Source organism: Streptomyces sp. NPDC003016 (genome assembly GCF_053591455.1).
This window is the reverse complement of record NZ_JBSFTV010000001.1, coordinates 95,168-118,498: the sequence shown is the minus strand read 5'-3', so window position 1 is coordinate 118,498 and position 23,331 is coordinate 95,168. Positions and strand designations below refer to the sequence as shown.

The window sequence follows — 23,331 nt, the reverse complement described above, 5'->3', positions numbered from 1 at the left end:
TGGGGTCTGACACTGGTTCCCGGGCGACGCCGCGCGGGCGCGGGGACGGTGTGCGCATGAACATCACGGGACGAGGCACCCGGCCCGGACCGATCCGGTCGTCCGAGGAAAACGAGCACCCCCATGACCGAACACCGCGACAAGCCCGCCACCGCCGCCGACGAGTTCGCGGAGGAGATCAAGCAGTCGGGGCCCCACACGGCGGAGAGGGACCCCGCCCGCGGGGAGGTCGACGGCGAGGGCGGCGACGCCCTGTCGCCCAGTCTGGGCGCCCAGGAGTCCGCCCACCGCCACGACGAGCACGGCAAGCACGGCGAGCACGGCAAGCACGGGAACCGGCGCGGGCACTGAGGCCCCTGGGGCCGAAGAGGGCGCCGCTGGACAAGTGCCGTCGCCCCGCCGCCGTCAAGGCCGTCAGCGCGAAGACCGGCGACGCGCCAGTGCGACGAGCTCCGCGTTGTGGTGGCGGCGGGACCAGGCGATGGCGGCGAGCGGCACCAGCAGGATCAGCGGCGTCGCGGCGTTCTCGCCGTCGAAGGCCATCAGCTGGGTGAAGAACGCCCCGACCATCAGCGCACCGAGAGCGGGAGCCGCCACTCCGGACAGGACGGGAATCAACAGCGCGATCGCGCCCGCCAACTCCAGGCCCCCGACCAGGTACATGAACCAGTCGCCGAAGCCGATCCTGTCGAAGCTCTCCGCCGCCGAGGAGTGAGCGACCAGCTTGGGACTCGCGCTGGGCACGGCGAAGAACAGGGCCAGCAGGATCTGAAGGGCGCGCATCGTGATCCGTACGCGTCGGCCCGGTGCGGCCGGTGCGTCATCCGGCACCCGGGAGGCGGCGGTCGCGGTGACAGTGGCGGTGGCGACGGTGGTCGTTGCGTCGGACATGCAGTCTCCCCCGGAAGCGCTGCATCGTGTGTTTTCACAGGTACAGACCGCTCCGCATCCCGGAACTCATCGCCGGACGGCCTGTGAAAGTCAGGACCGGGTACGCGTCTGTGGGGATCGTGGGGAAGAGGCGATTAATCATGATCATGCGTACCGGGAGCGAACCGAGAACCGCACGCAGTCCCCTCCGGCTGCGGCTCTGGCTGAGCCTGTGGGGCCTGCTCTGGGCCGTCGGCGGAACGGCCGCCTTCGCGGCCGCCGGCCGCACCGGCTGGGCCGTCGTCTGTGGCTGCCTCGCCGTCGTGGTCACCGCGGACCTGGTGATGGTCGTACGCCACCTCCGTCAGGGCGCGCACTACCAGCCCGGCCGCGACATCCCGCCGTACGATCCGCCGCACCGGTGAACACGTCCGCCCCACCCGGGAGCGCGCGCGGCCGCGCGGCCGCCCCTCGTCTCACTCGTCCGCGTCGAACCGCGCCGCCGCCAGGTACTCCGGCTTCGGGTCGAGCGCCGCCGCCAGCCTGAAGTGGCGTTTCGCCCGGTCCGCACGCGAGGCACGCTCGTACGTGCGCGCAAGGGCGAAATGAGCGAAGGCGTTGTCGGGCTCACGCTCCAGTACGAGCTGGAATTCGAGCTCGGCGGAGCGCAGTTGAGCCGACGCGAAAAAGGCACGGGCGCGCAACAGCCGAGCCGCCGTGTTCTCCGGATGGGCCGCTATGACCGAGTCCAGGAGTTTCACGGCTCCGCGCGGATCACGCGCGGCCAGCAGGTGCTCCGCCGCGCGGTAGTCGATGATGTGGGTTTCCGGGCTGCTTTCGGGCACGCTGAAATCCTTCCGCTCGCCCTTCAATCCTTTCCAACGGCCCCGGCAGCATGCCGTATTCCGTCTACCGCCTTCTGTCAGGACGCCGGCCGCGCGGCCCGTCCGGTCAGTTCCGCCCAGACCTTGCGCACCTGCGGCTCGAGCGCTGTCAGCGGTCCGTCGTTGTCGATCACCAGGTCCGCGATCGCCAGCCGCTGCTCCCGCGTCGCCTGGGCGGCCATCCTGGCGCGCGCCTCGTCCTCGGTCATGCCGCGCAGCCGCACGAGCCGGTCCAGCTGCGTCTGCGGGGACGCGTCCACGACGGCCACCAGGTCGTACAGGGGTGCCAGGCCGTTCTCGGTGAGCAGGGGGACGTCGTGGACGACGACGGCGTCCGTGCCCGCTCCGCCCTCCAGCTCCGCCGACCGGGCGCCCACCAGCGGGTGGACGATCGCGTTCAGCGTCGCCAGACGGGCGGCGTCGGCGAAGACGATCGAGCCGAGTTTCGGGCGGTCCAGGGTCCCGTCCGGGGCGAGGACGTCCTCGCCGAAGGCTTCGACGACGGCCGCGAGCCCCGGCGTTCCGGGCTCGACGACCTCTCTCGCGATCTTGTCGGCATCGATCAGCACGGCCCCGTACGAGACGAGCAGCCGCGACACTTCGCTCTTTCCGGCACCGATTCCGCCGGTCAGGCCCACTTTCAGCATGCGCGGAAGCCTAGACCAGTGGCCTGGGCGGGCCTAGACGTCGCCCTCCCGCTCCGCGAGAAAGCGTTCGAATTCGAGGCCTATCTCGTCGGCCGACGGCAGGTCGACGGGTTCGGCGACCAGGTTGCCCCGCGACACCGCGCCCGCCACCGCGTCGTACTGGTGCTCCAGGCCCTGCACGAGCGAGACGAGCTCCTCGTCGCCCTCACCGACCTGCCGGTCGATCTCGTCCTGGGTGCGCCTGGCCTCCGTACGCAGCGCGTGGGCGACGCCGGGCAGCACCAGACCGGTCGCCGCCGTGATCGCCTCCAGGGCGGTCAGTGCGGCGTCGGGGTACGAGGAACGCGCGACGTAGTGCGGCACGTGCGCCGCGACACCGAGCACGTCGTGCCCGGACTCCGCGAGCCGGAACTCGACGAGCGCCTCCGCGCTGCCCGGCACCTGCGCCTCGTCGAACGGGCTGCGGTGGCCTGGCATGAGGTCGGTGCGGTTGCCGTGCGGGGTGATGCCGACGGGGCGGGTGTGCGGGACGCCCATCGGGATGCCGTGGAAGTTCACCGAGAGCCGCACACCGAGCCGCTCGACGATCTGCCGTACGGCGAGGGCGAACCGCTCCCACTCCACGTCCGGCTCGGGGCCCGAGAGCACCAGGAAGGGCGCCCCGGTCGCGTCCTGGACGAGCCGGACGTCGATCTCCGGCACCTCGTACCCGGACCACTTGTCGCGCCGGAAGGTCAGGAGCGGGCGGCGGGCGCGGTAGTCCACCAGCCTGTCGTGGTCGAACCTGGCCACGACCTGGTTGGGCAGGGTGTCCAGCAGTTTCCCGACGATCTGCTCGCCGGTCTCGCCCGCGTCGATGTAACCGTCGAAGTGGTAGAGCATGACCAGTCCGGCCGATTCCTGCGCGAGCGCCATGTCGACGACGGCCACGCCCTTCGGCTCCCACTCGTACAAATCCTGCGGATCAAGCACGATTACCGCTCCTCCTCGTGTTCCTACGGAAGAACGTGCCGCAGGGCACAGGCATTCCCGTCCACGCCCCCTTCGCCGGAGCGCGGTCTGCCGGCTCCCGTACAGCCGTGGCCCGCCTCCCCAGTTCGTACGCCGCTGCGGGCCGGCGTGCCCGCGCCGACGTCCACGGGCTCGGCGCGGGCATGAGTAAGGCCCGCCCCCCAGGGGGAGCGGGCCTTACTTTCAGCCGGTTACCAGCTGGAGGTCAGAGCGTCAGCTCTGGCCGCCGGCCAGCTTCTCGCGGAGCGCGGCCAGGGCCTCGTCCGACGCCAGGGCGCCGGAGTTGTCCGCCGACTCCGAGGAGTAGGAGCCGCCGCCACCGCTGCCGCCGGAGGCAGCCGGGGTGCTGCCGGCCGGGGCGGCAGCGCCCTCGGCAGCAGCGGCCTCGTCGGCCTCGCGGGACTTGATGACCTGGGCCTGGTGCTGCTCGAAGCGCTGCTGCGCCTCGGCGTACTGGGTCTCCCAGGCCTCGCGCTGGGTCTCGTAGCCCTCGAGCCAGTCGTTGGTCTCGGGGTCGAAGCCCTCGGGGTAGATGTAGTTCCCCTGGTCGTCGTACGACGCGGCCATGCCGTACAGCGTCGGGTCGAACTCGACCGAGGCCGGGTCGGTACCGAAGGACTCGTTGGCCTGCTTCAGCGAGAGGCTGATGCGACGGCGCTCGAGGTCGATGTCGATGACCTTGACGAAGATCTCGTCGTTGACCTGGACGACCTGCTCCGGGATCTCCACGTGGCGCTCGGCCAGCTCGGAGATGTGGACCAGACCCTCGATGCCCTCGTCGACGCGCACGAACGCACCGAACGGAACGAGCTTCGTGACCTTACCGGGAACGACCTGCCCGATCTGGTGCGTGCGGGCGAACTGCTGCCACGGGTCTTCCTGCGTCGCCTTGAGCGACAGCGAGACGCGCTCGCGGTCCATGTCGACGTCGAGGACCTCGACGGTGACTTCCTGGCCGACCTCGACAACCTCGGAGGGGTGGTCGATGTGCTTCCAGGAGAGCTCGGAGACGTGCACGAGACCGTCGACGCCACCGAGGTCCACGAACGCACCGAAGTTGACGATCGAGGAAACGACGCCGGAGCGGACCTGGCCCTTCTGCAGGGTCGTGAGGAAGGTCTGACGGACCTCGCTCTGGGTCTGCTCGAGCCAGGCACGGCGGGACAGGACCACGTTGTTGCGGTTCTTGTCCAGCTCGATGATCTTGGCTTCGAGCTCCTTGCCCACGTAGGGCTGGAGGTCGCGGACGCGGCGCATCTCGACGAGGGACGCCGGCAGGAAGCCACGGAGGCCGATGTCGAGGATGAGACCACCCTTGACCACCTCGATGACGGTGCCGGTGACGATGCCGTCCTCTTCCTTGATCTTCTCGATCGTGCCCCAGGCGCGCTCGTACTGTGCGCGCTTCTTGGACAGGATGAGACGACCTTCCTTGTCCTCCTTCTGGAGAACCAGGGCCTCGATCTCGTCGCCGACCTTGACGACCTCATTGGGGTCGACGTCGTGCTTGATCGAAAGCTCGCGGGAAGGGATGACGCCTTCGGTCTTGTAACCGATGTCGAGCAGGACCTCGTCCCGGTCGACCTTCACGATGACGCCGTCGACGATGTCGCCGTCGTTGAAGTACTTGATCGTCTCGTCGATCGCGGCGAGGAAGGCTTCCTCGTTACCGATGTCGTTGACCGCTACCTGCGGGGTGGTGGAAGCGGTGGTCTCGGTGCTGCTCGTCATGTGGGTAAGGGCTCCGGTACGGACAGTAAGTCGTAGGTACTGCTACGCCGGGAGCCCGTATCGGCACCTGCTGACGCCGGGCAGCCTAGGAGGCGCGATTCCGCGTGACGGAAACGCCTCGACAACCGAGGGGACATACAACCGGTGCAAGCGCAGCCTGCTCTGTCTGAGGTGCGCAGGCTCGCAGCGCAACTTGTAGCATACGGGGGCAGCCGGGCAGGGTCAATGCGCGAAGGCGCACACCCGGGGCGGAACGACCCATACCTGGCACAACTAAGGTTCGGCGAGGCCACAACGGCCGCACCGCACTCTGCAGCTACCGGTTCGACGGAGCCTACGCAGACGAGACAGACGGGCGCAATGAGCCACAGCAAAGACGCCACAGACGCTTTCGAGGCCCTCGACACCTACGTCCCGGACGGTGCGGACGAGGGGGAGGCGACCCGTCGCGAGGCATCGGAGGCGGAGAGCAGCCGGGCCAGCCGGGGCTGGTGGGACCGCAACGCCGACGCGTACCAGAGCGAACACGGGGCGTTCCTCGGTGACGACCGTTTCGTATGGGGCCCCGAAGGGCTCGACGAGGCCGAGGCGGGTCTCCTGGGGCCCTCGGCGTCCCTGAAGGGACTCGACGTCCTGGAGATCGGCGCGGGCGCGGCGCAGTGCTCGCGCTGGCTCGCCGCGCAGGGCGCGCGTCCGGTGGCCCTGGACCTCTCGCACCGCCAGCTCCAGCACGCCCTGCGGATCGGCGGCGGCGTTCCCGGCGTACCCCTGGTGCAGGCGGACGCCGCGACGCTGCCCTTCAGGGACGCGTCCTTCGACCTCGCGTGCTCGGCGTACGGAGCGGTGCCCTTCGTCGCCGATCCGGTGGAGGTCTTCCGCGAGGTACGGCGTGTCCTGCGGCCCGGCGGGCGGTGGGTCTTCTCCGTCACGCACCCCATCCGCTGGGCCTTCCCCGACGAGCCCGGCCCCGAGGGCCTGTCGGTCGCCGCCTCCTACTTCGACCGCACGCCCTACGTCGAGCAGGACGACCAGGGGCGCGCGGTCTACGTGGAGCACCACAGAACGATCGGTGACCGGGTACGGGACGTGGTGGCGGCCGGCTTCCGTCTGGCCGATCTCGTCGAGCCGGAGTGGCCCTCCTGGAACAGCCAGGAGTGGGGCGGCTGGTCCCCGCTGCGGGGAAACCTGATCCCGGGAACGGCGATTTTCGTGTGCGTACGAGACTAGGGGCGTGATCCGCACCGACGCTCTGGGGCAGCTGCCCGTACGTACCGTTGTGCCCGACCTGGAGCGTGCTCTGGACGCGCACGGGACGGCGGTGCTGTGCGCGCCGCCGGGGACGGGCAAGACGACACTGGTGCCGCTGGTGCTGGCCGGGCTGCTCGACGGGGGCCGGCCCGTGCGGAGGGTCGTCGTCGCGGAGCCCCGGCGGATCGCGGCGCGGGCCGCGGCCCGGCGGATGGCCTGGCTGCTGGGCGAGAGCGTCGGGGGGCGCGTGGGCTTCACCGTGCGCGGGGAGCGCGTGGTGGGGCGCGACACGGTGGTGGAGGTCGTGACCACCGGCGTACTGCTCCAACGACTCCAGCGCGACCAGGAGCTCGCCGGGGTCGATGTCGTCGTCCTGGACGAGTGCCACGAGCGGCACCTGGACGCGGACACCGTCGCCGCGTTCCTCCTCGACGTACGGGCCGCCCTGCGGCCGGAGCTGCGGCTCCTCGCCGCCTCCGCGACGACGGACGCCGAGGGCTGGGCGCGGCTGCTGGGCGACGCGCCGGTGGTGGAGGCGCAGGGGGTCTCCCACCCCGTGGAGACGGTGTGGGCGCCGCCCGCCCGTCCGGTGCGGCCGCCGCACGGCACGCGCGTGGATCCGGCGCTGCTGACGCATGTGGCCGCCGTGGTGCGCAGGGCGCTCGCCGAGCGGGAGGGCGACGTGCTGTGCTTCCTGCCCGGCGTGGGCGAGATCGCGCGGGTGGCCGGACAGCTGTCCGGGACCGGCGCCGAGGTGCTCCAGGTGCACGGGCGGGCTCCGGCCGCGGTGCAGGACGCCGTACTGGCCGGTTCCGCGGGTACGCGCAGGGTGGTGCTGGCGACCTCGGTGGCCGAGTCGAGCCTGACCGTGCCCGGTGTACGGGTCGTCGTGGACTCCGGGCTCGCGCGTGAGCCCCGGACGGACCATGCGCGGGGGCTGAGCGCGCTCACGACCGTACGGGCCTCGCAGGCGGCCTCGCGGCAGCGCGCGGGGCGGGCGGGGCGGGAGGCGCCGGGTGCGGTCTACCGGTGCTGGGACCGGGCCGACGACGTACGGCTGCCGCGCTTCCCCTCCCCCGAGATCAAGGTGGCGGACCTGACGGCGTTCGCCCTCCAGGCGGCGTGCTGGGGCGACCCCGACGCGAGCGGCCTCGCCCTGCTGGACCCGCCGCCGGGCGGGGCCATGGCGGCGGCCCGTGCGGTACTGGCCGCGATCGGCGCGGTGGACGGTGCCGGCCGCGCGACCGGACGGGGCGTGCGGATGGCCCGTCTCGGCCTGCACCCCCGGCTCGCGCGGGCCCTCGTCGACGGCGCGCGGGAGGTCGGCGCGCGCCGGGCGGCGGAGGTGGTCGCCCTGCTGAGCGAGGAGCCCCCGAGGGAGTACGGCGACGACCTGGCCGCGGCCTGGCGCGCGGCCCGCCGCGGCAACGACGCGTACGGGGCCCGGTGGCGCCAGGAGGCACGGCGGCTGGCTTCGGCGGCGGGTGGTTCTGGAGGTTCCGGGGGTTCTGGAGGTTCTGGGGGTTCTGGGAGGACGGGCGCAGCCGGGGCTTCCGGTACGTCCGGCGCGGAGGCAGGGAACCCCGGAGCCGGTGGTGACGACGCCGTTGCCGGGGTGGTGGCCGCCTTCGCGTTTCCCGAACGGGTCGCCAGGGGCCGGGGCGAGGGGACCTTCCTCATGGCCTCCGGAACCGGGGCCGAACTCGGCGACGGGTCCCGGCTGCGCACCGCTCCATGGCTGGCGGTCGCCGTCGCCGACCGTCCCGTCCACGCCGCCTCCGCGCGCGTACGCCTCGCCGCCGTCATCGACGAGGACACCGCGAAACTGGCCGCCGAGCATCTGCTCGTGTCCGGCGAGGAGGTGCGCTGGGAGGACGGGGACGTCGTCGCGCGGCACGTGGAGCGACTGGGTGCGGTCGAACTGACCGTACGGGCGCTCACAAGGCCGGATCCGGAGCGGGTACGGGAAGCGCTGCTCGACGGCCTGCGGCGCGAGGGCCTCGGCCTGCTGCGCTGGACACGGGACGCGCGGGGGCTGCGCGAGCGCCTCGCCTTCCTGCACCGGGTGCTGGGCGCTCCGTGGCCGGACGTCTCGGACGCGGCGCTCACGGACCGTGCCGACGCATGGCTGGAGCCGGAGCTGTCACGGGCGCGCAGGAGAGCCGACCTCGGCCGGATCGAGGCGGGGCAGGCGCTGAACCGGCTGCTGCCGTGGGCGTCCGGCGACGCGGCCCGGCTGGACGAGCTGGCGCCGGAGCGGATCGAGGTGCCGAGCGGGTCGCGGATCCGGGTGGAGTACGGCGGTGAGCAGCCCGTACTGGCGGTGAAGCTCCAGGAGATGTTCGGGCTGGCCGAGACGCCGCGGGTGGCCGGCGTGCCGGTGCTGGTGCACCTGCTGTCCCCGGCGGGGCGTCCGGCGGCCGTCACCGCCGATCTGGTGTCCTTCTGGCGGGACGGGTACCGCGCGGTGCGGGCCGAACTGCGCGGCCGCTACCCGAAGCACCCGTGGCCGGAGGACCCCGCGACGACGGCGCCTACGCGTCATACGAAGGCGCGGCCCGGGCGGAGCTGAGTCCGGGGAAGCCGAGGCAGAAGACCCCGGTGTCCGTGACGGCCGCGATGCGCCCGTCCGGCAGGGGGGTCAGGCACTGCACTGGTGAGCCCATGAAGATCCGGCACACCTCACGGTCGTCCCTCATGTCGAAGAGCGTCACGTAGTCGTCGAAGCCGACCGTCACAGCCACCGGACACGCGCCCACGTGGTGCAGCTGGAGCGTTCTGAAGTGCCGGGCGAGGGCCGGCCCGGGCTTCCAGCTCCACAGCAGTGCGCCGTCGCGGATCCGGTGCACCCTGATGCCGTCGCCCGAGAACAGGTGTCCGACGACCGGTTCGCCGTCCCAGTCGCCGAGAGCGAAACCGACGGCCTGTCCCCGCCACGACATCCCCGGATCGACAGTGAAACCGGGCCTCTGCTCCAGGTGCAGTGCTGTCGTTCCGGCCGGAAGTTCGAGGACGCGCAGCCCGTCCTCCCTGGTGCAGTACGCGGCGAAAAGGCGGTCCCCGACGGCTGCGCACACCAGATCGCGCACTTTCCCGACCGGACCGTCGGGGCCATCGGGACGGTCGGGGCGGTCGGGACGGTCCGGACCGCCCCGACCGTTCAGACCCACCGTGCACAGCTTCCGGCCGTGCCACGACCAGAGCACCAACTGCTGGTCGATCAGGGCGAGAACGGCGCCCCGTCCGGGCTCGCCGACCACATGCAGTACGGCCGGCTTGCCGGGCGGGCAGTTCCGCAGGCGCATACGACGCCGTGCCGCACCCAGCAGCCTCACCGGCCAGTGGTCACCACGGCGCGGCCGCCAGTCGTGCGTCACCAGCGGAAGGCCGCGCGCGCCCACGACGCGGTCGTCGCGCCGCTTCGGCGTCCACGTGATCACCTGTCCGGTGCCGGGGTCCAGCAGGCACAGGGCGTTGTCGTCGGCGAGCGCCAGTACTTCCCGCCGGGCCACCCGCGCCGGGCTCAGCGTCATGCCGAAGAGCGCGGAGAACCTCCGGGGTTTCGCCGTGCCCGCCCGGGAACCGTCGAGCCGGAAGACCCGCATCGACACCGGGCCCCGCAGGTGCGTTCCTGTCACGAGCAGCACCTCGTCCGTACCGACGGCCACCGCGTCGAAGTTGCCCAGCGTCTCCATCCGGCCGTGCAGGACCGTCTGCCGGTGCCCCTGAGCGTCCACCACTTCGGCGGAGTCCACGCCGATGGCGAGGCGGACCATTCCCCGGCCGCAGAGGACGAAGCGGTCCTCGTCCACCAGCCCCGTGCTCGAACGGCAGGTCCACTCCTGATAGCCCCCGTCGTACTCGACCAGGGTGTCCACCGGCGTCGGCGGGTGCTCCGGCCGGGGATCCAGGGTCGCGGCGAGCACCTGCCCCCGGTGGGCGACGAGGTCCATGACGTACTTGCCCCGCACGCACCAGGAGCGCGCGTCCGCCGGACGCCATCCGTCGTCCGGGCGCACAGTCCACTTCCACACCCTGCCGTCGGACTCCCGGCCGCCCACGAATTCGCCGAACACGGCGGCGACCACCAGGTCGCCCTCGTGCACGTCCAGGGCGACCCAGCTGCGGAGCTGGATGCGCGGCTGCGTCTCCTCGGGGGCCGGTGGCTGCTCCGCCTGTTCCACGGTCAGCCTGCACAGCTCGGTCCCGTCCCGCATGTCGACGAGCAGGACGACCCCCTCGAGGGTCACCAGCGCTGCCACCAGGGTGTCGCCGACGCCCGCCAGGGCGATGGCCTCGGCGGCGGTCTCCACCGTGCTTCCCCAGGGGGCGCGCCGGCCGACGTCCCACACCGTGACCTGCCCCGACGGCCCTTCGGACACCGCGATCAGCAGCCATCCCCCGTGGCCCCCGGGGCACGTCGCCATCGCGGAGACGTACCGGTTGTACGTCTGCGGTGCCTGCGGAAGGTGGCCCAGGAACGCGCAGGTCTCCGTGTCCCAGACCCTGAGGTCCAGGTTTCCCTCCTGGGTCACCAGCGTCCTGCGGCCCGCGCAGTCGAGGAGCACAAGCCGGTTGACGCCTCCGGGGAAGTCCCCGACCGAGCGGTGCGGATACGGCGCGCTGGGTACGAAGGCCCACTCCGCCACCCACGGCTGGGCGGGAAACCGGGACAGCGCGGCGTCGGCGAGCTCCCTGTTGTGGGCCTCCAGCGCCGTGAGCCGGAGCAGGGCGGCCCGCGCCCCCGCGTCCGGTTCCGCCGCGAGGCGCGGGGCGATGCGCTCGTAGGCGCTGCGTACGGCGTCGGCCCGCGGCGTACGGACCCGGGGCAGCGCCCGGCGCAGCGTGTCCTGGTCCACCGTGACGAGGAACAGCGGGTCGGGCACGAGCTCGTCGAGCAGGCCGCCGTCGGCTGCGTGCGTCGGCAGATGGTCGAGGAGGTAGGGGTCGGCGGCGGGCCAGTTCCGGCCGCTGCCGTCCGCGTCCGCCGGCACGAGGTCCAGGAGCGCCCGGGCCACTCGCCCGGCGGTGACTTGGACGGTCTTCGTACCCGGTGCGTCGTGTGGTGTCCCATGGGGCGCCACACGCCACTCCTCGCGCAACTCGTCGGCGAACGACTCGTGGTAGAGCCGGTAGACGGAGCGGCCCGTGCGGTCCACGTCCTCGACGAGGTGCGCGTTCGCGGCTCCGAGGATCCAGCCGATGTCGTCGGCGCTCACGTCGTCACCGGTGAGCGCCGAGGCCATGGCCCGCCAGACCGCGCCGGCCGGCAGCCCGGGGCCCTCGGCGAGCGCGAGCGCGCCGAGCAGGGCCCGGCCCCGCTGTTCCCGCTCTCCCAGCTGTTCGTGCAGGGCCCAGCGGAAGACCGGGCCGGCCGGGCGGGCGGACGACCCGGCGAGCGGGGGCAGCCGGCGCCGCCAGTCGTCGGCGCCCGCACCGGCACCGGCACCGGCACCCGTCAGCTGCGCGCCGTGGGCCAGCGCACGTGCGGTCAGCCGCGCCACGAGGAAGTTGCGCCCGGCCCGGTGCGCGACCTCCCGGGCGATGGCGGCCGTCTCTTCTTCGCGGTAGGGGCCGGTGCTGCCCGGGCCGTCCGGCGCGAGGAGGAGCTTGCGCGCGTAGTGCTCGATGTCGTGGAGGCCGATCCAGCGGGAGTCGTCCAGGTCGAGCACCGTGAGCTCCGGTCCGAGGGCTCCGACGACATGCGGCCGGGTGCCGACGAGAAGACGTACGCAGGGAATCCGTGACAGCGGGTGCAGGAGGGCCCCTGCGATACGGAGGGGCTCGGTGCCTCCTGCGGCGGGCCCGGCCTCGTCGAGGGCGTCGATGACGAGGGTCAGCGGCTCGGTTCTTCCAGCGAGTGCTTCGAGGACGTACTGCGGGTGGGCGTCGTCGAGCCCGGCAGCGTCCGCGATGCCCGCCGCGATCTCTTCGAGCACGTGGTGGCGGGCGTGGATCGCGGCATCGATCCTGGTGCGCGGCGGGGGCACGGCGGGCGGCACGTCGGTCAGGGCCTGCCGGTGCACCGGGTCCGCGAGCAGCACCGTACGGCCCAGGAGCGAAGACTTGCCGACGCCCGCGCTCCCGGTCACGACGACGCAGCGGCCCAGTTCCGCGGAGTCGCCGTCGAGCCAGGACGACAGTGCGCCGAGGGCCGCGAGACGGCCTGTGAAGTAGGAACCACGGCCACCGATGCCGTCCGTTCCCCGGCCCCGGGGGGCGAAGTGGGACTGGAGTTCGGCGCGGCGGCGGCGCCCCTCGGCGCTGGACCACGTGCTCTGCTCGGCGAGATCCATCACCGCGTGCGGAAGGTCCGGTACGTGACGCGGATTGGGGAAGAAGGGGTAGCCCTCCCCCGTCGGCAGGATTCCGAGAGCCGCGTACTGGTGCGGACTGTGCCTGCGCAGGCTTTCGTTGACGCGGTCGACGACCTGCTCCAGGTAGAGCTTGGGCTGACGGGGCCCGCCGACCGTCAGGTCGTCGACCGCTTCGGTCAGTGCCCGGGTGAACGCGCCGTCGGCTGCCTCGTCCCGGGACCGGGCCGCCGCGATGACGCAGAAGGCGGTGAGGCGTTCCGCTTCGGCGGCCCGGGTGGTACTGAGACGCCTGCCGAGGTCGGTCGCGACGCGGCGGGCGGCATCGAGGCCGCCCTGCCCTGCGTAGCAGGTGTCGACGATCAGCAGGAGCCGTTCGAATCCGCACTCCGTGACCGTACGGGCGATGTCTTCGGTGGCGAGGGCGGTGCCGGTGAGACGGTCGGTGCGGCTGTCGCGGAACAGAAGGTAATGCCGGTCGTGGTCATGGTCTCCGTGGCCGCTGTAGTACAGGACGAGAGCGTCATCGGTACGGTCCTGCGAGGCGGCCCAGTCGGAGAGTTCGCGCCGGAAGCCGTCCGCGCTGCGGTCGTGCAGCCGGCCGCCGGGCTCGTAGCCGAGACCCTCGAAGAGGGCGGTGACGGCGTCGAGATCGCCGGGCACGGCCGGGAGTTCCTCGTGGTGTTCGTACCGGGACGTACCACCGACCACGATCAGTCTGCGGACCTTCTCCTCCCCCGCCGCACCCATGGCTTCAGCCCGCCGCCCCGGCTGCCTCTGCCTCTGCTCCCGGTGTTTCCGCTGTCCCCGCTGTCCCCGCTCCCTGCGTCCCCGCTGTCCCTGCTTCCCCGGCCCCGGCTGCCAGCCCTGCCGCCAGCGCCGCGCCCGTTTCGACGGCGGTGAGGTGGTGCTCGATGGAGTGGGCCTGCCAGCCGTTGTCCACGAGGACGTCCTGGACGGGGCGAGGGCCGCCCGGGAACAGTGGAGCAAGGCGTTTGGCGAGAGCGACCACGTCCCGGCGGTCGCAGACGTTGGTCCAGTCGCGGACCCCGGCGGGCCAGTGCCCCTCCCCCGAGGCCGGCCCGGGGAGCAGCCGGTCGAAGACGAGGCGGGGGATGCCCAGCGGCGAACCGATCGTCACCAGCGTCGGGATCTGCCACTCCGGATGCGCACACAGCGCTTCGTACGCGACGACCGAACCGAGGGAGTGCCCCACAAGGACTCGGGTGCCGGGCGTGACGGCCGCCTCGATCTCGCGCTGGACACGCTCCCGTACGCCGGGCTCGGTGAGGTAGCGGCGGACCTGGGAGAGGACCCCGACGAGGAAACGATCGGCGGTGCGGGCGAGGAAACGCGAGCGGCTGAGCGCGTGCAGCGCGCGCTGCACGGTGACCGGGGTGGCGGCCTTCCCTGGGCGGGCGGCGTTGCGCGATGCCGCCGGCGGCGGGGGCACCCGGTCCGGTTCCAGGCGGGCCGCCTCCGCCCACCAGGCGAGCAGCAGCTCCGTCTCCAGCGGATCGGTGACGTCACGTGCGCGCGACGCGGGTTCGCCTTTCACGGCCGTCGCACCGGGGGGCCGGAAGCAGTGGCCGTAGAAAGCGACGCCGACGTCCTCGGGGGTCAGTTCCGGTCCGTCGGCGAGGCTCAGGCCGTCGAGCACCGCGGAGGCGATGCCGCGATGCAGGGTGTGGGCCCCCAGATACTGCTTTCCGATGCCGTGTACGACGACGATGGCAGCCATGCCCCTCCCCCGGGTCCGTTGCCGCGATCGTACAACTCGGCGAGAGGACAGAGGCGTTGACGGAGCCCCCACTCCAGGGGCGACTCCGCCGGCCGGGTCGCCCGGCGGATCCGGGTGACATGCCGCCGCCCCGTCCGGAACACGGTCCGGACGGGGCGGCGGCGGCAGGCCGAGAAGCGGTTACGCGGCGGGGGTGGTGGGGGAAGAGGGAGCGGAGGGGGCCGAAGGGGTCTTCGACGGGTCCGTCGTCGATCCGGTCGGCGGGTCGGTCGACGGGTCGGTCGGCGGCGCGGTGGCGGCCGCGGTGACGGTCAGTTCGACCGTGAGGACCACACCGTCGGCGGTGGTGAGACGCAGCTTGTACGTCCCCGCGTTGCCGTCGGTGTAGATCTTCGGAAGGGCCACCAGGCCGTTGGCGTCCGTCTTGAGAGCGGTCAGGGTACGGACCGCCTTGCCGTCGGCGCCCTTGAAGTACGGGCCCTTGTCGTTCTCCGCGGACGTGCCGGCGCCACCCGTGACCATCGTCGCGGTCACCGCGACACCCGCTGCGGCCCTGCCCTTGTACGTCGCCTTCACCTCGACCGGGTCGGCGAAGGAGCCACCGGCCTCGGCCTTCAGCACCTTGTCGGAGGTACGGACCAGGGCGTCGGACCGCGGCGCCGGCGCCGGCCTGGCCTTGACCTCGGCGGTGAAGTCCGCGGCGGGGGCGCTGGTGCCCAGCGCCTCGGCGCGCACGGTGAACGTGCCCGTCTGCCTGCCCGCGCCGAGCGTGGGGGCGGTGGCGATGCCGTCGGCGCCGGCGGTGACGGTGAAGCGGGTCCGGGCGCCGGGGAAGCGCGCGTCCGTGTCGCCGACGATCCGGAACTGGATCCGGGCGCCCACCGCCACCTTGCCCGCGGAGGTCTTGGCCCGTACGCGCAGCCGGTCGGCGAACTTCTCGCCCTCGGTGGCGGTCACGGTCGCGGTGCCGAGCCGCTCCAGGGCGGTGACGGGCGCCGGGGGCTGCGTGGGCGGAGGCGGAGTCGTCGAGGGCGGCGGCGTCGGCGGGTTCGTCGGCGGGTTCGTCGGCGGGTTCGTCACCGGGGGCGGAGTCGTCGGCGGAATGGTCGCCGGCGGGGTCGGGGTCGGGGTGCCGCTGCCGGCTCCCCGAGTGCCCGGGCCGGCCGGCGGAGTCGTCCCGCCGGGAGCTCCGGGGAGGCTGCCGCCGCTGCCGTTGTGGTGGCTGTCGGGTTCGCCGCTGCCCGGCAGGACTCCGGAGCCGTCCGGCACCTCGTGGCTGCCGCGCCGGTAGTAGTCGAACCAGGACATGACCGTACGCAGGTACTCCCGCGAGCGGTTGTAGCCGAGTATCGCCCGGTCGAGATCAGCCTGGACGGACAGGTCGCGGTCGTGGGCGCAGAGGTAGCGGCCGGCGGCGAGGGCCGCGTCGTAGATGTTGTTCGGATCCTTGCGGCCGTCGGCGTTGCCGTCCTGGCCCCAGGTCGCCCAGGTGGACGGGATGAACTGCATCGGACCGACCGCGCGGTCGTGCGTCGAATCGCCGTCGTACGCGCCGTTGTCGGTGTCGGAGATGTTGGCGAAGCCGACGCCGTTGAGCTGCGGGCCGAGGATCGGTGTCAACGTCGTTCCGTCGTCGCCGACCCGGCCGCCGCGCGCCTGGCCCGACTCGACCTTGCCGATCGCGGCGAGCAGCTGCCACGGGAGGCGGCAGCCGGGGTCGGTGCCCTTGACGGTCCCTTCCGCCCGCTTGTACGCGGCCAGGACCGTGGCGGGTATGCCTGCTTCCGCCGGGCCGGTGACGACGGGCAGATCGATCGAAGTGTCCGGTTTGTTCGGAGTGTTCAAGGGCGGGAGGTCGGTGAAGTACGGCGAATTGCCCGTCACCGGGGTGCCGGGGGGTTCGGTCGCCTTCGCGGCCCTCTCGTCGGCGGACCCCACAGTGGAGCCCGGCGCCTGCGAGGCGGAGAGCGCCGCCACTACGAGCGCCGCCACCGTGGTGGCTGTCGCCCCTTTGCGCAGCCTGCGACCGAATTGTGCTGCCATACGTCTGGCCCCTCCCGTCAACGGCTGTTCGCGCTCCCCAGCGCGAGGACTCAGGCGACACTACGACAACTCCCCACGCCGGAACACCGGCCGCCCGCGCCTTATTACCGGTTGTTCACCGAAATTCACCTCGGAACACAGGACGGCATACTGATCTTCACCGATCAGAAGCGGACCAAGGGGGACTTTTGCCGTTCACACTGAGTCATGCCGCAGCCGTGCTGCCGGGCATTCGACGGAACGGTACCGCGCGCGGACCGTTGCTCGCATCGGTGCTCGTTGCCGGGTCGTTCGCGCCCGACATGACCTACTTCGCGGCCACCGCCGCCCCGGCCGCGATGGCCTTCGGAGACGTCACCCACTCGCTGCCGGGCCTGGTCACTGTCGACGTGTTCATCACGGCGGCACTCGTGGGCCTGTGGCTGCTGCTGCGGGAACCCCTGCTGGCCCTGGTGCCGCGTCACCGGCAGGCCCGCTTCCACGGCTTCGTGCGCGGCCAGGACTGGACCGGGATGCAACTCCCTTCGCTGGCCTGGCGGTTCTTCCTCTCGGCGGTCATCGGCGCGTGCACGCACGTCTTCTGGGACAGCTTCACGCATCTCGACCGGTGGGGCACGGAGGTCCTGCCGGTGCTCGGTGGGGTCGTCGCCGGCTTCCCGGTGTACTGGTACGCACAGTACGGCGGCTCGGCCGTCGCCCTCGCGGTGATCGTGTGGTTCACGGCCTCGGCGCTGCGGCGCCGCCCGGACGGGCCCGCCCCCTCCTGCGTACCGTTGCTGGACGCGCGCGGGAGGTGGGCGGCCGGGGTGCTGCTCGCGCTGTGCGTGCTGACGGGCGTCGTACACCGCTGCCTGCGCTGGTACGGCGCGCAGACCGTGCAGCTGAAGCCGCTCGACTACGTCCCGACCGTATGCTTCGGCGCCGGCTCGGGACTCGCCGTGGGGCTGGTGCTGTACACCGTGGGAGTGCGGCTGTGGCTGCGCGGCGCACCGGCCCGGGGACCGGAACAGGGTGCGGCCCCGGGCCCCGGGCCCCGGTCGCCGGACGGGCCGGGTGTTCCGGCCCGGGCAGGCACGTCAAGCCCGTCCGGCGACTGAGGGCACACCCGCGGGGCGTCCCGGGGGCAGCGTGCGTCAGTGTGCGGCGGACTCCCAGTCGGGACCCACACCCACCGACACGTCGAGCGGCGCGCGCAGCGTGACGGCGCCGGCCATCTCGCGGCGGACGATCTCCTCCACCGGCTCACGCTCGCCCGGCGCGATCTCCAGCACGATTTCGTCATGCACCTGGAGGAGCATCCGGGAGGTCATCCCGGCCTCCTCCAGGGCCCGGTCGACGTTGAGCATGGCAACCTTGACGATGTCCGCGGCCGTGCCCTGGATCGGGGCGTTGAGCGCCATCCGCTCGGCCATCTCACGGCGCTGGCGGTTGTCGCTGTTGAGGTCGGGAAGGTAGCGGCGGCGGCCGAGCATCGTCTCGGTGTAGCCCGTGGCGCGGGCCTCCTCGACGGCGCGCTGGAGGTAGTCCCGTACGCCGCCGAACCGCTGGAAGAAGGTGTCCATCAGGCCGCGGGCCTCACCGGCGTCGATGTTCAGCTGCTGGGACAGGCCGAACGCCGAGAGGCCGTACGCCAGTCCGTACGACATGGCCTTGATCTTGCGGCGCATCTCCGGGTCGACCTGGGACTTCTCCACGCCGAACACCTGGGAGGCGACGGTGGTGTGCAGGTCCTCGCCGGACAGGAACGCCTCGATCAGGCCCTCGTCCTCCGACAGGTGGGCCATCACCCGCAATTCGATCTGGCTGTAGTCGGCGGTCATCAGCGATTCGTAGCCCTCGCCGACGACGAAGCCCCGGCGAATGGCCCGGCCCTCATCCGTACGCACCGGAATGTTCTGGAGGTTGGGGTCGGTGGAGGAGAGTCGTCCGGTGGCCGCCACCGTCTGGTTGTAGGTGGTGTGGATCCGGCCGTCCGTCGCGATGGACTTGACGAGGCCCTCGACGGTGACGCGCAGCTTCGCCTGCTCGCGGTGGCGCAGCATGATCACCGGCAGCTCGTGCTCGGTCTGCGCCGCCAGCCACGCCAGGGCGTCGGCGTCCGTGGTGTAACCCGTCTTGGTCTTCTTCGTTCTGGGCAGCGCGAGCTCGCCGAAGAGGATCTCCTGGAGCTGCTTGGGCGAGCCGAGGTTGAACTCCCGCCCCGCCGCGTCGTGCGCCTCCTTCACCGCCTGCTGCACGGCCGCCGCGAACTGCTGCTCCAGGGCTTCCAGGTGGGCGCGGCCGGCGGCGATGCCGTGCCGCTCCAGGCGGGCCAGCAGGACGGAGGTGGGCAGCTCCACACTGTGCAGCAGGTCGGTGGCGCCGACCTCGTCGAGACGCTCGCCGAAGACCTCGCCGAGGTCGAGGACCGCGCGGGCCTGCGTCATCAGGGCGTCGGCCTCGGCCCGCTCGTCCGCACCGAACGCGAGCTGCCCGTCCGCGGCGGCCGCGGGGGCCAGCTCACGGTGGAGGTACTCCACGGACAGGGCGTCCAGCGCGAAGGAACGGCGGCCCGGCTTGACCAGGTAGGCGGCGAGCGCGGTGTCCATGGTGACGCCGTCGACCTGCCAGCCGTGCTCGGGGAAGACCCGCATGGCGCCCTTGGCGTTGTGCATGACCTTGGGCTTCGTGGGGTCGGCGATCCAGGCGGCGAACGCCTTGTCGTCGGCCTCGTCGAGCTGGGAGGTGTCGAACCAGGCCGCCGCACCGCCGGCCGCGGCCAGCGCGATCTCGCTGACACTGCCGGAGCCCAGCGCCCACGCGTCGACGGTGGCGACACCCAGCGGCTGCCCGCCGTGCTGCTCCAGCCAGGGCGCGACCTCACCGGAGCCGAGCACCGTGCCGTCGATCTCCACACCGGCGGCCGGGGCCGGGGCCTCTTCCTCACCGGCACCCGGGTCGACGGCGAGCAGGCGCTCGCGCAGGCTCGGGTTGCGGATCTCCAGTACGTCGAGGACACCCGTCAGCGCCGCACGGTCGTACGGAGCGCGCTCCAGGTCGAGCGGCCCCTTGGGCAGCTCGACGTCACGCACCATCTCGGTCAGGCGGCGGTTGAGCTTCACGGCCTCCAGGTGGTCCCGGAAGTTCTGCCCGGCCTTGCCCTTGACCTCGTCGGCGCGGGCCACCAGCTCCTCGAACGAACCGAACTGGTTGATCCACTTCGCCGCCGTCTTCTCACCGACCCCCGGGATGCCCGGCAGGTTGTCGGACGGGTCGCCGCGCAGCGCCGCGAAGTCCGGGTACTGCTGCGGGGTCAGCCCGTACTTCTCCTGGACCTTCTCCGGGGTGAAGCGGGTCAGCTCGGAGACGCCCTTGGTCGGGTACAGCACGGTGACGCGGTCGCTGATGAGCTGGAACGAATCCCGGTCACCCGTGACGATCAGCACGTCGAAGCCGGCCGCCTCGGCCTGGGTGGCGAGCGTCGCGATGACGTCGTCCGCCTCGAACCCGTCGACCGCGAACCGGTCCGCGTGCATCGCGTCGAGCAGCTCGCCGATCAGCTCGACCTGCCCCTTGAACTCGTCGGGCGTCTTCGAACGGGTCGCCTTGTACTCGGGGAACTCCTCGGAGCGCCACGTCTTGCGCGACACGTCGAAGGCCACCGCGAAATGCGTGGGCGCCTCGTCGCGCAGCGTGTTCGCCAGCATCGACGCGAAGCCGTAGACGGCGTTCGTCGGCTGGCCGCCCGCGGTCGTGAAGTTCTCCGCGGGCAGCGCGAAGAACGCCCGGTACGCCAGGGAGTGCCCGTCCATGAGGAGCAGGCGGGGACGGTTGTCTGCGGTCTTCTTCGATGCTGTCTCTGACACGTCCCCGATCCTAGGCGCCGCCACTGACAATCCGGCCCCACGCCCTCGCACGGTGTCAGTGGAGCGTGACAGGATCGAAGACATACGGAACAGAACCGCCCGCTCGAAGGGGAGCGCCATGGCTGCCAAGCCGCCCGCAGATGACCCGGTCCAGGACGCTCCGCAGGTCGCGGCGGTCCAGCACGCCGCCGCAGGGCTTCCCGCCATCGGGCACACGCTGAAGATGGCCCAGCAGCAGATGGGAATCCGCCGCACCGCGCAGACGCTCCTCAAGGTCAACCAGAAGGACGGCTTCGACTGTCCCGGCTGCGCCTGGCCCGAGGAGGACAAGCGGCACAGGGCGGAGTTCTGCGAGAACGGCGCCAAGGCCGTCGCCGAGGAGGCGACGCTGCGCCGCGTCACACCCGACTTCTTCGCCGCGCACCCCGTCGCCGACCTGGCCACGCGCAGCGGGTACTGGCTGGGCCAGCAGGGCCGCATCACCCAGCCGATGTACTTGGCGGAAGGCGCCGACCGGTACGACGCGGTGACCTGGGAACGGGCCTTCGAGATCATCGCGGAGGAGCTCAAGGCACTCGGCTCCCCCGACGAGGCCGTCTTCTACACCTCGGGCCGCACCAGCAACGAAGCGGCGTTCCTGCTCCAGCTCTTCGCCCGCGAATTCGGCACGAACAACCTGCCGGACTGCTCCAACATGTGCCACGAGTCGTCGGGCTCGGCCCTGACGGAGACCATCGGCATCGGCAAGGGCAGCGTCTCCCTGGAGGACCTGCACCGGGCCGACCTGATCGTCGTCGCCGGGCAGAACCCGGGCACCAACCACCCTCGGATGCTCAGCGCCCTGGAGAAGGCCAAGGCCGCCGGCGCGAAGATCATTTCGGTGAATCCGCTGCCCGAAGCCGGGCTCGAACGGTTCAAGAACCCGCAGACCCCGCGGGGCATGATCAAGGGCACGGCCCTCACCGACCTCTTCCTCCAGATCCGCCTCGGCGGCGACCAGGCGCTCTTCCGCCTGCTCAACAAACTGATCATCGAGGCGGAAGGCGCCGTCGACGAGGAGTTCGTACGCGAACACACCCATGGGTACGAGGAGTTCGCGGCCGCCGCCCGCGACGCCGACTGGGACGAGACCCTCGCCGCCACCGGCCTGGAGCGCACGAAGATCGAGCAGGCCCTCGCCATGGTCCTCGCCTCCCGGCGCACCATCGTGTGCTGGGCCATGGGCCTGACCCAGCACAAGCACTCCGTGCCGACCATCCGCGAAGTCGTCAACTTCCTGCTGCTGCGCGGCAACATCGGCCGCCCCGGCGCCGGCGTGTGCCCCGTGCGCGGACACTCCAACGTGCAGGGCGACCGCACCATGGGCATCTTCGAACGCCCCGCCCCCGCCTTCCTCGACGCCCTCGACAAGGAATTCGGGATCAGCTCGCCCCGCCACCACGGATACGACGTCGTACGGTCCATCCGGGCGCTGCGCGACGGCGACGCCAAGGTCTTCTTCGCCATGGGCGGCAACTTCGTCGGCGCCACCCCCGACACCGCCGTCACCGAAGCCGCGATGCGCAAGGCGCGCCTGACCGTCCACGTGTCGACGAAGCTCAACCGCTCGCACGCCGTCACCGGCGCCCGCGCGCTGATCCTGCCCACCCTCGGGCGCACCGACAAGGACGTACAGGCCGCGGGCAGGCAGTTCGTCACCGTCGAGGACTCCATGGGCATGGTGCACGCCTCCCGAGGCAACCTCACCCCGGCGAGCCCGCACCTGCTGTCCGAGCCGGCCATCGTCGCCCGGCTGGCACGCGCCGTCCTCGGCCCCGCCTCCACCACCCCCTGGGAAGACTTCGAGAAGGACTACGGCAGCATCCGCGACCGGATCTCCCGCGTCGTCCCCGGCTTCGAGGACTTCAACGCGCGCGTCGCCCTTCCCCGGGCTCTCGACTCCGTTCGAGCAGGGGAGACCCCAACCGGCGGCTTCACCCTGCCGCACGGCCCGCGCGACGAACGGCGCTTCAACACCCCCACCGGCAAGGCGAACTTCACCGCCGCGCCCGTCGAGTACCCCACACTCCCCAAGGGCCGGCTGCTGCTCCAGACGCTGCGCTCCCACGACCAGTACAACACCACCATCTACGGCCTCGACGACCGCTACCGGGGCATCAGGGGCGGCCGCCGCGTCGTCCTCGTCAACCCGGACGACGCCCGCGAACTCGGCCTCCCCGACGGGGCCTACACCGACCTCGTCAGCGAGTGGAAGGACGGCGTCGAGCGGCGCGCGCCCGGCTTCCGCGTGGTGCACTACCCGACCGCGCGCGGCTGCGCCGCCGCCTACTACCCCGAGACCAACGTGCTGGTGCCCCTCGACGCCACCGCGGACACCAGCAACACCCCCGCGAGCAAGTCCGTGATCGTACGTCTGGAACAATCACCCAACGCCTAAGCGTTCGCTTAAGGACGATGGACGCCGTACGACGATCGGAGCCGGGCCCCATGGGCGAGCAGACGACTGTGAAGTTCCCGCAAGAGGTCATCGACGAGTACGCCCGGCTGGGCGTCGACCTGCCCGCCCTCTTCTCCGCCGGAGACCTCGGCACCCGTATGGGCGTGCAGATCGTCGAGGCGTCCGCCGAGCGCGTCGTCGGCACCATGCCCGTCGAAGGCAACACCCAGCCCTACGGCCTGCTGCACGGAGGGGCCTCTGCCGTGCTCGCCGAGACCCTCGGCTCCGTGGGCTCCATGCTGCACGGCGGCTCCTCCAAGCTCGCCGTCGGCGTGGACCTCAACTGCACGCACCACCGGGGCGCCCGCAGCGGCCTGGTGACCGGCGTGGCCACCCCCGTCCACCGCGGACGCTCCACCGCGACGTACGAAATCGTCATCACCGACGAGCAGGACAAGCGCGTCTGCACGGCCCGCCTGACCTGCATGCTGCGCGACATGGGCGACAACCGCACCCAGCGCTGACCACCGGGCGGCCGCCGGCTCCACACACCGCACACC

16 protein-coding genes are annotated in these 23,331 nt (G+C 71.9%); 7 read left to right on the top strand and 9 right to left on the bottom strand.

What is annotated here, in order from left to right; translation table 11 throughout:
* Positions 1 to 123: 123 nt before the first annotated feature.
* Positions 124 to 351: a hypothetical protein gene (locus ACWDZ4_RS00490; protein ID WP_451506248.1), complete on the top strand. Its 228-nt coding sequence runs from the start codon at positions 124 to 126 to the stop codon at positions 349 to 351.
* 63 nt (positions 352 to 414) lie between these two features.
* Here ACWDZ4_RS00490 and ACWDZ4_RS00485 read toward each other — a convergent pair whose 3' ends face one another.
* A complete protein-coding gene (locus ACWDZ4_RS00485; RefSeq protein WP_451506247.1) occupies positions 415 to 891 on the bottom strand; it encodes a DoxX family protein in 477 nt (158 codons plus the stop codon).
* Between the two features lie 146 nt (positions 892 to 1,037).
* On the opposite strand from ACWDZ4_RS00485, the gene ACWDZ4_RS00480 reads away from it, so the two are divergent.
* Positions 1,038 to 1,295, top strand: coding sequence for a DUF6343 family protein (locus tag ACWDZ4_RS00480; protein WP_451506412.1), 258 nt, complete (start codon positions 1,038 to 1,040; stop codon positions 1,293 to 1,295).
* A 51-nt stretch (positions 1,296 to 1,346) separates the two neighbouring features.
* On the opposite strand, the gene ACWDZ4_RS00475 is transcribed toward ACWDZ4_RS00480, so the two are convergent.
* From ACWDZ4_RS00475 to rpsA, 4 genes are all read right to left on the bottom strand, one after another.
* On the bottom strand, positions 1,347 to 1,715 hold the full coding sequence (locus ACWDZ4_RS00475; RefSeq protein ID WP_451506246.1) for a tetratricopeptide repeat protein: 369 nt from the start codon (positions 1,713 to 1,715) through the stop codon (positions 1,347 to 1,349).
* Positions 1,716 to 1,792: 77 nt separating this feature from the next.
* Positions 1,793 to 2,401 (bottom strand): dephospho-CoA kinase, encoded by a 609-nt coding sequence (coaE, locus tag ACWDZ4_RS00470; RefSeq protein WP_451506245.1) that lies wholly within the window; start codon positions 2,399 to 2,401, stop codon positions 1,793 to 1,795.
* A gap of 33 nt (positions 2,402 to 2,434) precedes the next feature.
* Positions 2,435 to 3,316 carry a PAC2 family protein gene (locus ACWDZ4_RS00465; protein ID WP_451506411.1) on the bottom strand — a complete coding sequence of 294 codons (882 nt, stop codon included), beginning with the start codon at positions 3,314 to 3,316 and terminating at the stop codon, positions 2,435 to 2,437.
* Between the two features lie 309 nt (positions 3,317 to 3,625).
* The gene (gene rpsA, locus ACWDZ4_RS00460; RefSeq protein ID WP_451506244.1) at positions 3,626 to 5,143 is read right to left on the bottom strand and encodes a 30S ribosomal protein S1; all 1,518 of its coding nucleotides are present in this window, start codon (positions 5,141 to 5,143) and stop codon (positions 3,626 to 3,628) included.
* Between the two features lie 360 nt (positions 5,144 to 5,503).
* Here rpsA and ACWDZ4_RS00455 point away from each other — a divergent pair, with 360 nt between their 5' ends.
* Together ACWDZ4_RS00455 and hrpB are read left to right on the top strand one after the other, a co-directional pair.
* On the top strand, positions 5,504 to 6,370 hold the full coding sequence (locus ACWDZ4_RS00455; protein ID WP_451506243.1) for a class I SAM-dependent methyltransferase: 867 nt from the start codon (positions 5,504 to 5,506) through the stop codon (positions 6,368 to 6,370).
* A 4-nt stretch (positions 6,371 to 6,374) separates the two neighbouring features.
* Positions 6,375 to 8,963: an ATP-dependent helicase HrpB gene (hrpB, locus tag ACWDZ4_RS00450; RefSeq protein WP_451506242.1), complete on the top strand. Its 2,589-nt coding sequence runs from the start codon at positions 6,375 to 6,377 to the stop codon at positions 8,961 to 8,963.
* On the opposite strand, the gene ACWDZ4_RS00445 is transcribed toward hrpB, so the two are convergent.
* From ACWDZ4_RS00445 to ACWDZ4_RS00435, 3 genes are all read right to left on the bottom strand, one after another.
* Complete coding sequence (locus tag ACWDZ4_RS00445) at positions 8,926 to 13,455, bottom strand: caspase family protein (protein WP_451506241.1); 4,530 nt, start codon at positions 13,453 to 13,455, stop codon at positions 8,926 to 8,928. The two genes, hrpB and ACWDZ4_RS00445, sit on opposite strands and share 38 nt — an antisense overlap.
* A 4-nt stretch (positions 13,456 to 13,459) precedes the next feature.
* A complete protein-coding gene (locus ACWDZ4_RS00440; RefSeq protein WP_451506240.1) occupies positions 13,460 to 14,446 on the bottom strand; it encodes a hypothetical protein in 987 nt (328 codons plus the stop codon).
* A 180-nt stretch (positions 14,447 to 14,626) separates the two neighbouring features.
* Entirely contained in the window at positions 14,627 to 16,489 is a 1,863-nt protein-coding gene (locus ACWDZ4_RS00435) for a lytic transglycosylase domain-containing protein (protein WP_451506239.1), read from the bottom strand.
* 188 nt (positions 16,490 to 16,677) lie between these two features.
* On the opposite strand from ACWDZ4_RS00435, the gene ACWDZ4_RS00430 reads away from it, so the two are divergent.
* Positions 16,678 to 17,586, top strand: coding sequence for a DUF4184 family protein (locus tag ACWDZ4_RS00430; RefSeq protein ID WP_451506238.1), 909 nt, complete (start codon positions 16,678 to 16,680; stop codon positions 17,584 to 17,586).
* A gap of 36 nt (positions 17,587 to 17,622) precedes the next feature.
* On the opposite strand, the gene polA is transcribed toward ACWDZ4_RS00430, so the two are convergent.
* Positions 17,623 to 20,334 carry a DNA polymerase I gene (gene polA, locus ACWDZ4_RS00425; protein WP_451506237.1) on the bottom strand — a complete coding sequence of 904 codons (2,712 nt, stop codon included), beginning with the start codon at positions 20,332 to 20,334 and terminating at the stop codon, positions 17,623 to 17,625.
* 118 nt (positions 20,335 to 20,452) lie between these two features.
* Between polA and ACWDZ4_RS00420 the strand changes: the two genes are divergently transcribed.
* Together ACWDZ4_RS00420 and ACWDZ4_RS00415 are read left to right on the top strand one after the other, a co-directional pair.
* On the top strand, positions 20,453 to 22,771 hold the full coding sequence (locus tag ACWDZ4_RS00420) for an FdhF/YdeP family oxidoreductase (RefSeq protein ID WP_451506236.1): 2,319 nt from the start codon (positions 20,453 to 20,455) through the stop codon (positions 22,769 to 22,771).
* Between the two features lie 50 nt (positions 22,772 to 22,821).
* Positions 22,822 to 23,295, top strand: coding sequence for a PaaI family thioesterase (locus tag ACWDZ4_RS00415; protein ID WP_451506235.1), 474 nt, complete (start codon positions 22,822 to 22,824; stop codon positions 23,293 to 23,295).
* Positions 23,296 to 23,331 lie beyond the last annotated feature (36 nt).

Excerpts from the sequence above, each read along its gene's own strand:
- ACWDZ4_RS00490 (WP_451506248.1), top strand. The coding sequence starts at position 124 with ATGACCGAACACCGCGACAAGCCCGCCACCGCCGCCGACGAGTTCGCG.
- ACWDZ4_RS00485 (WP_451506247.1), bottom strand. The coding sequence starts at position 891 with ATGTCCGACGCAACGACCACCGTCGCCACCGCCACTGTCACCGCGACC.
- ACWDZ4_RS00480 (WP_451506412.1), top strand. The coding sequence starts at position 1,038 with ATGCGTACCGGGAGCGAACCGAGAACCGCACGCAGTCCCCTCCGGCTG.
- coaE (WP_451506245.1), bottom strand. The coding sequence starts at position 2,401 with ATGCTGAAAGTGGGCCTGACCGGCGGAATCGGTGCCGGAAAGAGCGAA.
- ACWDZ4_RS00465 (WP_451506411.1), bottom strand. The coding sequence starts at position 3,316 with ATGGCGCTCGCGCAGGAATCGGCCGGACTGGTCATGCTCTACCACTTC.
- rpsA (WP_451506244.1), bottom strand. The coding sequence starts at position 5,143 with ATGACGAGCAGCACCGAGACCACCGCTTCCACCACCCCGCAGGTAGCG.
- ACWDZ4_RS00455 (WP_451506243.1), top strand. The coding sequence starts at position 5,504 with ATGAGCCACAGCAAAGACGCCACAGACGCTTTCGAGGCCCTCGACACC.
- ACWDZ4_RS00445 (WP_451506241.1), bottom strand. The coding sequence starts at position 13,455 with ATGGGTGCGGCGGGGGAGGAGAAGGTCCGCAGACTGATCGTGGTCGGT.
- ACWDZ4_RS00440 (WP_451506240.1), bottom strand. The coding sequence starts at position 14,446 with ATGGCTGCCATCGTCGTCGTACACGGCATCGGAAAGCAGTATCTGGGG.
- ACWDZ4_RS00435 (WP_451506239.1), bottom strand. The coding sequence starts at position 16,489 with ATGGCAGCACAATTCGGTCGCAGGCTGCGCAAAGGGGCGACAGCCACC.
- ACWDZ4_RS00420 (WP_451506236.1), top strand. The coding sequence starts at position 20,453 with ATGGCTGCCAAGCCGCCCGCAGATGACCCGGTCCAGGACGCTCCGCAG.
- ACWDZ4_RS00415 (WP_451506235.1), top strand. The coding sequence starts at position 22,822 with ATGGGCGAGCAGACGACTGTGAAGTTCCCGCAAGAGGTCATCGACGAG.